This is a genomic window from Spiroplasma sp. hy2, from assembly GCF_044714365.1.
GTDB lineage: Bacteria > Bacillota_I > Bacilli_A > Mycoplasmatales > Mycoplasmataceae > Spiroplasma > Spiroplasma phoeniceum.
Window position 1 is genome coordinate 1 of the sequence record NZ_RXFZ02000266.1, and the last position, 983, is coordinate 983.

Below are 983 nucleotides of genomic sequence, written 5' to 3' on the forward strand. Positions count from 1 at the left end.
WATTTTTAAATAAAAGACATAATTAATTAAAATTATAATTTGCTATTAGTATCTTTTTAAAAATATTTACAATTATTTTAATAGGTTATGCAAGAAGTCTATTGTATAATTGTAGTTCGGCGATTATCTGGTATTATTCCAAGATTAATGTTGTTTCTATTATCAAATAATACATAAGAATAATTATTTTTATTTGAATTACTTGTAACAGGATTAAGATTATAAAAAATTGAATTACCTACTTGAATTTCAATATCAGGATCTGTTTCAAAAGTTACTCAAATAAAATTATTTTCTGGGAAACTATTATTTTCTAATGTTTCTCGCAATACAATTTGTGCTTGATTATTTAATAATCTGTTAATGGTTATATCATTTCTATTAATATTTCTATTTAAACGAACAACTTGGTCTAAAATATTTTCTTCGCTATTTGTAGGAATTTTTCCTAATTTAGTATTTTTTATTAATTTTGGTAAAAATTTATCATTACGTTCTCTTTTCTTTCTTTTGCAATTTTCTATATCATTTTTTTCATAACTACTAGCAGCAATAACAGTTTGCATTGTAGTTCCACTGATAGTTAATACACATAATAAACTTAGTAATTTTTTCATTTTGTATTTCCTTTCTGAAATTGTGATAATTTTGTTATGTTGCTAAATTAATAATTGATAAATTTTTAATATAAAATAATACTATCATTAAAAATCAATTAAATAAAAAAATATTTTTTCTATAGTTACTTCGCTATTAAATTATTAATGATGATAAGCGATACTAATATTTTTTGGTTTAATTTGTAATGAATAACTTAATTCTTTCATAATTGCTTCATTAATTTCAACTGTTAAATCATTTAGGTTTTCTTTTGCCATTACTTTTCCACTAATATAAATGTGCAATAATGAATTATCAATCATCCGACATTCAACTTTATCTGCAAAATATTGGTGAGTCATATCACGGATTGCATATAAAAT

Annotated in this window: 2 protein-coding genes; both read right to left on the reverse strand. The window is 21.3% G+C overall.

The features are described from left to right. Window positions 1-98: 98 nt before the first annotated feature. Window positions 99-617, reverse strand: a complete 519-nt coding sequence (locus tag EHV01_RS05950; protein ID WP_422066659.1) for a hypothetical protein — start codon at window positions 615-617, stop codon at window positions 99-101. Between the two features lie 144 nt (window positions 618-761). Then, a partial coding sequence (locus EHV01_RS05955) for a hypothetical protein (RefSeq protein ID WP_422066660.1) occupies window positions 762-983 on the reverse strand: 222 nt, incomplete at its 5' end.